The sequence below is a fragment of the Amycolatopsis sp. CA-126428 genome (assembly GCF_002904335.1).
GTDB lineage: Bacteria > Actinomycetota > Actinomycetes > Mycobacteriales > Pseudonocardiaceae > Amycolatopsis.
In genome coordinates this window covers 20,759-29,905 of the sequence record NZ_PPHF01000089.1, presented here as the reverse complement: position 1 = coordinate 29,905, position 9,147 = coordinate 20,759, and the positions used below count along the sequence as shown (strand labels likewise).

Sequence of the window (9,147 nt, the reverse complement as noted above, 5' to 3'; positions counted from 1 at the left end):
AGACAATCAACAGGCACGCAACCGCGGCCTGATCCACCCCACCTGCGAGTCAACCAAACTCGGGGCAGTCCCCTCCACGTGCCAGACCGAGGAATCGCCCAGTTCACCCGCAAGATCCGAAACGCCGGATCGGCGTTCGCCGCCAACTCTCGCCTCGCCCCCGGCATCGGCTGGCATCTGCGCGAAGACTACCAGCGCTTGATGGCGGGCGAACTGACAGCAGCTTGGGCCGCTCGGCAACTGGACAAGACCTCGGCGGCATCTGGTGTGGCCCACGGCACCCTTGTTCGCGACGACCGACTAGCCCGCCGACTGACCTCCCTTCTGCCTGACGCGGTGATTCCAGATGCGTTGGAGGACGTAATCACGGCGCGGACGAGCACGCATCGAGAGCAGGTATGAAGCGGTTTGATAGGCAGAGTCGTTGAGGTAATGAGGTCAGGTGTGGCTTGGACGTCTCGTAGGCGGTCGAGTTGAGGTAGCCGAGGCTGGCATGCAACCGCCGGGGCGCTGTACCAGCCTGCGATTTACGTGAATCGTGTCTGGTACGGGGTGGGGCGGGTGAACCACGCTCGCGGCAGGTCACGCCTATAACTTGGTCATCCGCCTCTTCGGCGCCGTCGTGCACGACAATGTCGACACCGGCGACCTGCCCTACCTTCTGCAGCTGGTCGGCTCTACCCAGAGGCTGCACGACCGCGGCTATACCAACGACGAACTGCTGCACCTGTCCGGCTTCACGACCGGGGTCACGTGGTCCTGCTACGACGTCGACAACCACATCGACACCATGACCGACCTGCCACATCACCGACGAACGCGCACGTCTCACCCTGGGCAACCGTGTCTACCCGCAGCCGCGACGAATTCCTGCAGCAATTCCTTCCAGCGCCCGCCCACTCCCCGCGCTGGCGCCTGAACCGGCTCGACGATGCCGTTACCGCCGCCACCGCCTGGCACGTTCAGACTGGCGAGCATGTGATCGCCGCCCTCTCTGGCCGCTCTCTGTAGTCTCCGTCTGGACGAAATCTAGCTCATCCGGGCCACCGACGAGCGGCTCGCGGCCGCACACGCTCTGTGGCTGGACCTGTAGCGCCACGCCCCCGAACAGGGCGTACCTGAGATGGCCGCCCTGGCCGTCACCGCTGCCCTACCTGCGCCACGACGGCACTTCCGCCGCTGCGATCTCCTCAAGGATCCGCGACCGACCAGCTCAGCCAACTGATCCACGCGATGCCCGACGACGGCATCAACACGGCCACAGTCGACCCCGACTTCTCCGAGAACTCGCAGGAACTGCGCACCGAGCTGACCACGCCGATCGCCGAATCGTAAGTCACACCCGACACTCCTCAATGGACGCCACGCTCTCTCTCCGCGGAGACGAAAGGCCGTCACATGAAGTTCACACTCGATTCCACGCGCACGAAAACCGCGCCCACAACGTCTACGGCGCCACAGCAGTACCCGGAACTGGCAGTCACCATCGTGGGCACCGGCCGGACGTCGGCTCGCCGCACGACGGGCAGGCCGTCTCCGGTGCCGACGGTGCCACCACGGGTGCGGTACCCAGCTGATGGCCGCAGACGTCGCAGAAGTCGTCGGCCACGGACTCGTGGCCGCTTGGGCAGGCGGGCACGGCGATCAGCTCTTGCGCACGCGAGAGGTCTTAGTGGAGCGGGTGTCCAGGGTCATCGCGTCGGCCGCGGCGATGCGCGACTTCAGCCGAACCGTGCCGGTCACCGGGTCCTCGATGTCCACGACCTTGGCGAGCAGTGCCGCGGTGTCGGCGTTGCCGGAGGAGGTGGCCAGTTGTACCGCCCGCCCGAGTTTCGAGGTGGCGCGTTCGACGTCGCCTTCACGCTGCGCGGCCATCCCTTCCTGGATCACGCCGCCAGCTCGGCCTGCCCGGTGTAGTGGGCGACCTCCTTGCTGATCCGGGTCGACAGCGCCGCGTCGTCGGTCCACACCGCCTTGACCAGGCCCTGGGCCAGCACGTCGGCGCCGGCGACCAGGCTCGCCCGGGCCGCGAGCATGACGTCGCCGACCCGGCCGGGAGTCACCTCGACGCAGAGCTGGTAGTCGCGGCTCTCGGCACCCCACGAACCGGTCGGGTAATCACCGGTGCGCGGCCCGGACTCGGTGCGCTTGCCGGTCAGGTCGACGACCTCGGGAGCGACCTGCTTGACGAACTTGACCTTCGCGCTCTGCGGCGTCCACAGCCGCAGCGCCACGTCCGCCACCGACTTGCCCATGGCCGCGGTGGCCATCGCCCGGAAGTCGGCGGCCAGCCCGGCGGGGTCGGCCACGATGTCGACCGTGCCGAGCAACGCCGTCGCCACCCGGCGCAGCTCGGCGACCTGCCAACCGGTCCCGACGCCCCGGCAGTCGCAGACGAACCGGCCCGCGCACGCGGCGAGCACCCGCTCGAGCTCTTCGGGCTTCTCGTGCTCGTTGCGCCCGTCGGTCAGCAGGATCACGTGCTTCAGCGCGCCCTCCCGGCCCTCGAACAGCTGCGACGCCAGCGCAAGCCACCTCCCGATCGCCGTCCCGCCCTCGGGCTTCAGGCGCCGCACAGCCGCCTTCGCCGCCGCCCGGGTCTTCGCGCCGGCGGCGACCAGCCCGGCCGCCGGGTAGACGAGCCGGGCCTGCCCCGTCCCCGCGACGACGGCGAACTCGACGCCGTCGCGCAGGGCGTCGACGGCCGCCTCGGTGGCGCGGATGGCCGCGGCCATCTTGTCGCGCGGGTACTCCATGGACCCGGAGCAGTCGATGACGATCACCTCCGCCGCCGCGGTGCCCGCGGCGGACACCGCACCGGACGCGGTGACCGTGAGCACCGCGTTGACCTCGGTGACACTGTCGGGCAGGTATTCGTTCTGGTAGACCTCGATGGCGAAGCCGGTCATGACGCGCTCCTGGTGGTGGCGGGCGGGAACGGGAGCAGCACGACGGTGATGTTGTCGTGCCCGCCCTGGTCGTTGGCGTACCGGACGAGCCCGGCGGCGGCCGCCGCGGGGCTCGGGGCGGTCCGGAGGTGGTCTCGGAGCTCGCGCGCTTCGCCGAGGTAGTTCCACAGGCCGTCGCTGCACAGAAGCACGGTGCCCGGCTCGGCCGGGGTCAACGTCAGCTCGCGGGGGGCGACTTCGCCCGCGTCCGCGCCGAGCCACGCGGTGAGCACGTGCCCGACCGCGTCGTCCTCGGTGAGCAGGCGGCATTCGGTCTCGCCCAGCCAGTAGGCACGGCTGTCCCCGACCCAGCCGATCCGCACCTCGTCCCCGGTCAGCACGGCCGAAACGTAGGTGCACGCGGGCGGTTCCACCGTGCCGGGTGCCAGCGCGGCGACGGCCTCGGCCGCCGCGCCGACGGCGTCCTTGGTGCTTCCGCCACCGCTCAGTACGTCCGCGGCGGTGTCCGCGGCCAGCCGGGCGGCTTCGTCCGGACGGTCTGACGTGGACACTCCGTCGCAGACGACCGCGATGAGCCGCTCACCCGCCCGGATCGCCAGCGCGTCCTCGTTGCGGTAGTGGTGCCGCCCGCGGTCGCTGATCCCCGCGGCGTCGCCGACGTTCAGCTCGATGCGGTCGCGGCCGGCCGGCTGAGCGAGCCCGCACCGCTCGCAGAATTTGTCGCCGGGAGCCACGGATTCCCCGCAGCCGGCACAGTCCCTTGTGGTCACAGCCAGGTCACCGGACGGACCGCGTTCGCCTGGTCGACCAGGGCGACGCGGTCACGCTTGCCGGTCGCCAGCCGCGCCAGCGCGCGGTAGGAGCGCTCCAGGCTCCGGCTGAGATCCCGCTCGGTGAGCGGTGAGCCAAGCACCTGGCCGCCGTTGCCGGGACCTTGCCGGGTCCCCACCCAGGCGCGGGCCGCGCCGAGCAGTTCCACGGCCACCCGGGCCCGGCGCAGGGCGTCCAGCTCCAATGACTCCAGCCGCACGGACGCCTCGACGAGGTCGGCTTCGACGAGCTCGGCGAGGTCCCGCTCGTGGGTCCGGGCGCGCACGGCGGCCAGCTGGGCCGCCACGTGGAAGCTCGACGCAGCCGGAACGGACGTCAGCGCGGTCACCGCGCCGGCGCGGTCGTTCAGGCGCAGCAGCACCCGCGCGAGCCCGAAGGCTGCGCTGACGTGGGTGTGGCCGGTGCGCCACACCGTGTCGTAGTAGCGCGCCGCCCGCCGAAATTCACCCTGGCATTCGAGGACCGCCGCGAGCGCGAGCTTCGGCGCGGCCTCACCGGGAAGCGCGTCGTAGACGGCATCGAACCGGCGTTCTGCCGCGGCGAACTCGCCCGCGGCCAGCGCCGCGACCCCGTGGTACCAATCGACGCGCCAGTCCCACGGATCATCGCGGTGCACCTCGTCCAGCAGGGCTACGGCCTCGTCCGGGCGGCCGAGCTCAAGGTGGGCGCGGGTGATCCGGAGTTTGACCTCCACAGTGGACACGCGGGCCTGCGTCAGGGTTGCGATCAACGTCTCGGGATCATCCGCGGCGACGGTGGCGAGCAGGCCGGCGGCCGCGTCGGAGTTGTCGACCTGCGGTACCGGCAGCGCGGTGACCAGCGCGGCCGGGTCGTACGGCGCGGGCCAGGTCTCGTAGTCCGCCCCGAACACACGGCGCTCGCCGCCGAACACGGTGGAAACACCCGGCCGCGGTTGTCCGTCCTCAGTCGACAACACTTCGCGCAGCACCCCGGTCAGCTGCTCGGTCATCTCCTCCGCTGAGGTGAACCGCCCGTCCGGATCGGCCGCGGTGGCGCGGCCGAGGAACCGGTGGAACGAGTCGTACCGGGCCAGCAGTGGCACGTCGGCCGCCGTCGGCAGCCGGTCGCGGAACGCGCCGGTGTAGTCGAAGTTGAACGTCAGCACCGCCAGCGTCCGGCCCGCCGTGTAGAGGTCCGTGTCGACCGCCGGGCCTTCGTCGCCGAGTTCCGGCGGACAGTAGCCGTCGGTCTTGTAGACCGCGCTGTCCTCGTCGTCGACCCGCCGGACCGCGCCGAGGTCGATGAGCTTCAGCTGCTCCTCGGACTGGATCACGTTGTCCGGCTTGAAGTCGCAGTAGAGCAGGCCCTTGCCGTGCAGGTAACCCAGCGCGGGCAGCACCTCCAGCGCGTAGGCGATCGCCACGCTCAGCGGCAGCGGCCGCAGGTGCCCGCCTTCGTCGCGCTCGGCACGCAGCTGCTTCAGCGACTGGCCCCCGACGTACTCCATGACGATGTAGCCGACCATCGTGCCGCGCGGGTCCGGGTGCTGGACGAAGTTGTAGATCTTGACGATAGCCGGGTGCTCGACCTCGGCGAGGAACCGGCGTTCGGCGACCGCGGCGGCCATCGCCTCGGCGTCGCTGGTGTCCAGCAGGCCCTTGAGCACGACCCAGCGGCCGTTGACGTTCCGGTCTCGCGCCAGGTAGATCCAGCCGAGGCCGCCGTGGGCGAGACAGCCGAGCACCTCGTACTGCCCGGCGACGACGTCGCCCGCGGCCAGCTTGGGCGTGAACGAATAGGCGGCGCCGCAGCTGGTGCAGAAGCCTTCCGCTCGGCCGGGCTTGCCGTCCCGGCCGCGTCCGACCGGCGCGTCGCAGGCGTTGCAGAACCGCTTGTGCTCGGCCACTTCCGGGTGGTCCAGGACGGCTGACGCCGGGTCGCGGTACGGCACCGGGGGCACCTCGACCAGCCCGGCGCCCAGGTGGCCGCGCCGGGTCGACCGGCTCGACCGGGTCGAGCTGCGGCGCGAGCCGCGGCCGGTGCGGGTGCTCACCGGCGTGGACACCGGATTCGCCGCCGCGGCCGGAGCCAGGCCGCAGACGTCGCAGAAGCCGTCCTCGATCGTGCCGGTGCAGCCGGCTCTGCCGCAGGCGCTCATCGCGTGTTCCCCCTGTCGTTGACCGCTTGCTGGTAGGCCAGCACGGCCGCGGTTGCCGCCGCGAGGTCGCAGGGCGCCGACCAGAGCAGGCCGTGGGCCCGCCGGTGCAGCCCGGCGAGCCCGGCGTCCTCGCTGTGCCCGAGCCGGGCGGCCTTGACCCGGTAGGCGTCGAGACGGCCACGCAGTTCCGCGCGGCGGTCGAGGAGTCCCCGCGCGTTCTCCTCGGCCTGGCCGGCTCGTTCGAGCGCGGCGTCGACCGAAGTGCGCAGCTGGGCCAGTCCCGCCGCCAGCCGACGCAGATCCTCCGTCGCCGCGACCTGGTCGAGACGCCGCGTGAGCACCGAGGCCGCGTCGGGCACGTCGGTCAGTGAGGTCGAGACCTTGGCGCGGGCCAGTGCCATGACCTCCCGTGCTCGCCGCTCCGCATCGGTCAGCCGCTCCAGGCTCCCCCGCAGGCCCGCGATCTCGACGTCGCGCTCGCGGCGCAGACTCGCCAGCTCGCCGATCTCCCGCTGCGCCGTGTCGAGTTCGGCCGTGAGCCGGGCGATCCGGCCGTCATCGGGCGGGAGGGACAGGGGGTCGGAGAACACCTGCGCCCGCAGGTCGGCCACTTCGCCGATCAACCGGGACAACGCGGCGTCGCCCAGCTCGGTGGCCGCGGCCGCGCGGAGCTGCTCGTCCGTCCGGTCCAGCCACGGCACGTATTCCGACCAGATTCGTTCGGCCGCGGCGAAGACCTCGGTGACGGTGCTCAGGCCCGTCGTGATCGCCGCGGTCAGCTCGGCGGCCGGGCCGCGCACGAGCACGGTGGCCATGGCGAGGTCGTCGGTCTCCGCGGCTGCCGGACGACCGTGCGGTAGCGACCGAGCCGGTCCCACAGCACGCCGATCGCCGCCTTCGCGGCCGTCCAGCGGTCGAGGGTCGTCCCCTCGGACGCGGTGCCTTCGAGGAAACGCCGCCCCGGGTGGTCCTCGAGTTCCATCAGCGCGGCCGCGAACGCGTCGCCGTCCGCCCGCAGGCGGCTCAGCGCCTCGTCGGCTTCCGGCCGGCTCATCGGCACTTCGGCCGTGTTCACGGGTGCCACGTCCCCTCCGCTCCCCCAGACCCCAGGACGTCGTTGTATCCCCAGGCGTCCACGGTCGACCACAACGAAGGCGTCAAGATCCTGCGGCAACCCGTGAAGAAGGCATCAAGACACCTGGAGCGACCGAATGACTACGCAGGCGCAGGGTCAGGCTTCGAGTTCGCCGATCGGCACCACGAGACGTGCGTCGCGCGGGCACCGCCACAGCGCCCGCCCGTCGTCGAGGGCGACGACCATGGGATGCCCGTGCGTCCGGTCGAGACAGCGGGGCCACGTGACACTGCGCCCGTCGGCGAAGACTTTCTCCAGCACCAGATCCTGGGTGAAATCGGCCAGCGTGCTCAGCCGTTCGGCCGCGGCGGCCGCCTCGTCGAGGGCGAGGACACCGATCTGCTCGCCCTCGACGCGCAGCCAGGCCAGGAGCCGGGGATCCCCCGCGATGCGGTGAGGATCCCCGGCTTCGGCACGCAGCCCCGCGGCGAGGATGTCGTGCCGGATCGGCCGGAACTCCTCGATGACGTACGCGTTCTCGTCCGCGGTCTGCATGCGTGATGGCCTCAGATGTCGTACTTGCAGGTCAGGTAAGCGTAGCCACCCTCGGACGGGTGAGCCGCGGAGTGCCACACGAACAGGAACGACACCGTCGCCCCGTCCGGCATGGTGTAGGTGCCGCCGCCGACCACCTGGAATTTGCGGGGCAGCGGGCCGTGGAAGTTGTAGTTCCACGGTTCGGTGTGCGGCGCGTACACGTTGGCCTGCCGGTTGTTCGCGTAGATCTGGGCCGACAGCACCACCACGCCGAACCGGGAGTTCGCCGAAGTCAGCTTGACCACCCACGGGATCCCGTGCGCCGCCGACGACTGCACGGTGATGTTCGCGACGCCGTTCGAGGGGAAGGTCCCGTGGCAGGACGGGTACGCGGCGGCGGCGGCCGCCGCGACGGACGGCCGGGCGGCGGCGGTGCCGTCGAGTGCTTCGGTCAGCTGCCGGCCCTCCGGGCTGTCCAAGGTGCCGCCGCCGGCGGGCGCACCCGCGGCTGCCCAGGCGTGGAGCAGATCCTGGACGTCGTCAGCCGGCGCGGCACCGGCCGGGACGGCGGTCAGCACCAGCCCGCAGGCCGCGGCGAAAGCCGTGGCAAGGAGGCGAAAAGAACGCATGCGTGATCCCCAGTGGTAGTTCGTGCTCGGTCGAAGCGAGCCTAAGCGCGGACCGGACCGGGCGGCGTTCGCGTTTCGTCGGGAACGGCGGGGTATCCGTCAAGAAATCATCAACGGGGGTAAGGACGAAACCGGTCAGGCTGCCTGGTTGCGGGGCACTGCGGAGTCCAGGAGGCGGCCCAGCCGGACCGCGTGGCCGGCGAACCTCTCATAGCAGCGGCTCAGCACGGCGATCTCGCCGTGCTCCTGCAGCCGGGCGAGGATCCGGCGCAGGTCGGCGAGGTCGTCCTCGACGCTGATCAGCGAGCGGACGCGCCCGTTGCCCGCGGCCAGTTCCGCGAGCCACACCGCGATCCGGCCCAGCTCCACGAAATCCGGCGTCGATTCGCGCGGCACCACGGGCTGCGGGTAGGCGCGCTGCACGGCCCGGGCGACGTGCAGGACGAGCCCGCTCATCCGCTCCAGCTCGGTCAGTGCATGGATCGTAGCGAGCACCGGGACAGCCGGCGCCCGCGCCACGAGAGCCGTGCTCAGCTGCCGGGCCAGGTCACCGCGCGAGCGGTCGAGCCGCACCGAACCCGCCACGACGTCGTCGGCCAGCGCGACATCGGCTTCCTCCACGGCGACGGTCGCCCGCTCCATGGCAGCAGCGGTGAGCTGGGTCAGCCGGACCAGGTCCGCCGGATCGACGAGGTTGCGCATGAGTCCACACTGTCCAAAGCCGACACGGGAAGTCCACCGAATTGACGGAAACTCGACGCCGGATCAAGGCAACGTCAACGTCCGCCCGCGCGCCGTGAAGGATGCACTGACAGGGTGGGCGCCCGCGGTCGTACCGCGGCATCGTTCGGTGACGCAGTTCCCGAGCCGAAGGATTCCGATGAGCGACTTCGCCTACACGCTGATGTTGATCGGCGGTTTCGTCGTGCTGGCTCTCGCGCTGCGCGCGGCGGAACGTTGGTGCGAAGCTCACCCGCGCCGCAATGACGTGCGTCTGGGCCACAACGAGCAGAACTAGTACTGCAACGGCAGGAGCCACCTCTCCAG

Annotated in this window: 12 protein-coding genes; 3 read left to right on the top strand and 9 right to left on the bottom strand. The window is 71.0% G+C overall.

Annotated features, from left to right (window positions below):
• Window positions 1-402 (top strand): hypothetical protein (locus C2L58_RS48755; protein WP_233225895.1); only part of this gene is annotated, 402 nt, incomplete at its 5' end.
• A 193-nt stretch (window positions 403-595) separates the two neighbouring features.
• The gene (locus tag C2L58_RS24280; protein WP_103339918.1) at window positions 596-919 is read left to right on the top strand and encodes a hypothetical protein; all 324 of its coding nucleotides are present in this window, start codon (window positions 596-598) and stop codon (window positions 917-919) included.
• 725 nt (window positions 920-1,644) lie between these two features.
• Here C2L58_RS24280 and C2L58_RS50585 read toward each other — a convergent pair.
• From C2L58_RS50585 to C2L58_RS24235, 9 genes are all read right to left on the bottom strand, one after another.
• Window positions 1,645-1,890, bottom strand: a complete 246-nt coding sequence (locus C2L58_RS50585) for a hypothetical protein (RefSeq protein ID WP_233225894.1) — start codon at window positions 1,888-1,890, stop codon at window positions 1,645-1,647.
• A complete protein-coding gene (locus tag C2L58_RS24270; RefSeq protein WP_233225893.1) occupies window positions 1,887-2,909 on the bottom strand; it encodes a VWA domain-containing protein in 1,023 nt (340 codons plus the stop codon). Before C2L58_RS24270 ends, C2L58_RS50585 begins: the two co-directional genes overlap by 4 nt.
• Window positions 2,906-3,643, bottom strand: a complete 738-nt coding sequence (locus tag C2L58_RS24265; RefSeq protein WP_103339917.1) for a PP2C family protein-serine/threonine phosphatase — start codon at window positions 3,641-3,643, stop codon at window positions 2,906-2,908. The genes C2L58_RS24270 and C2L58_RS24265 overlap by 4 nt, the downstream gene beginning before the upstream one ends.
• Before the next feature lie 32 nt (window positions 3,644-3,675).
• Window positions 3,676-5,859, bottom strand: coding sequence for a serine/threonine-protein kinase (locus C2L58_RS24260; protein WP_103339916.1), 2,184 nt, complete (start codon window positions 5,857-5,859; stop codon window positions 3,676-3,678).
• Window positions 5,856-6,674: a hypothetical protein gene (locus C2L58_RS24255; protein ID WP_103339915.1), complete on the bottom strand. Its 819-nt coding sequence runs from the start codon at window positions 6,672-6,674 to the stop codon at window positions 5,856-5,858. Before C2L58_RS24255 ends, C2L58_RS24260 begins: the two co-directional genes overlap by 4 nt.
• Window positions 6,635-6,943 carry a hypothetical protein gene (locus C2L58_RS24250; RefSeq protein WP_146073659.1) on the bottom strand — a complete coding sequence of 103 codons (309 nt, stop codon included), beginning with the start codon at window positions 6,941-6,943 and terminating at the stop codon, window positions 6,635-6,637. The genes C2L58_RS24255 and C2L58_RS24250 overlap by 40 nt, the downstream gene beginning before the upstream one ends.
• A gap of 147 nt (window positions 6,944-7,090) precedes the next feature.
• A complete protein-coding gene (locus tag C2L58_RS24245) occupies window positions 7,091-7,489 on the bottom strand; it encodes a hypothetical protein (protein ID WP_103339913.1) in 399 nt (132 codons plus the stop codon).
• Between the two features lie 11 nt (window positions 7,490-7,500).
• Window positions 7,501-8,100, bottom strand: coding sequence for a hypothetical protein (locus C2L58_RS24240; protein ID WP_103339912.1), 600 nt, complete (start codon window positions 8,098-8,100; stop codon window positions 7,501-7,503).
• A 135-nt stretch (window positions 8,101-8,235) separates the two neighbouring features.
• The gene (locus tag C2L58_RS24235) at window positions 8,236-8,802 is read right to left on the bottom strand and encodes a PhoU domain-containing protein (RefSeq protein ID WP_103339911.1); all 567 of its coding nucleotides are present in this window, start codon (window positions 8,800-8,802) and stop codon (window positions 8,236-8,238) included.
• 178 nt (window positions 8,803-8,980) lie between these two features.
• Between C2L58_RS24235 and C2L58_RS49325 the strand changes: the two genes are divergently transcribed.
• Window positions 8,981-9,118: a hypothetical protein gene (locus C2L58_RS49325; RefSeq protein WP_158264159.1), complete on the top strand. Its 138-nt coding sequence runs from the start codon at window positions 8,981-8,983 to the stop codon at window positions 9,116-9,118.
• The last annotated feature ends 29 nt before the right edge of the window (window positions 9,119-9,147 follow it).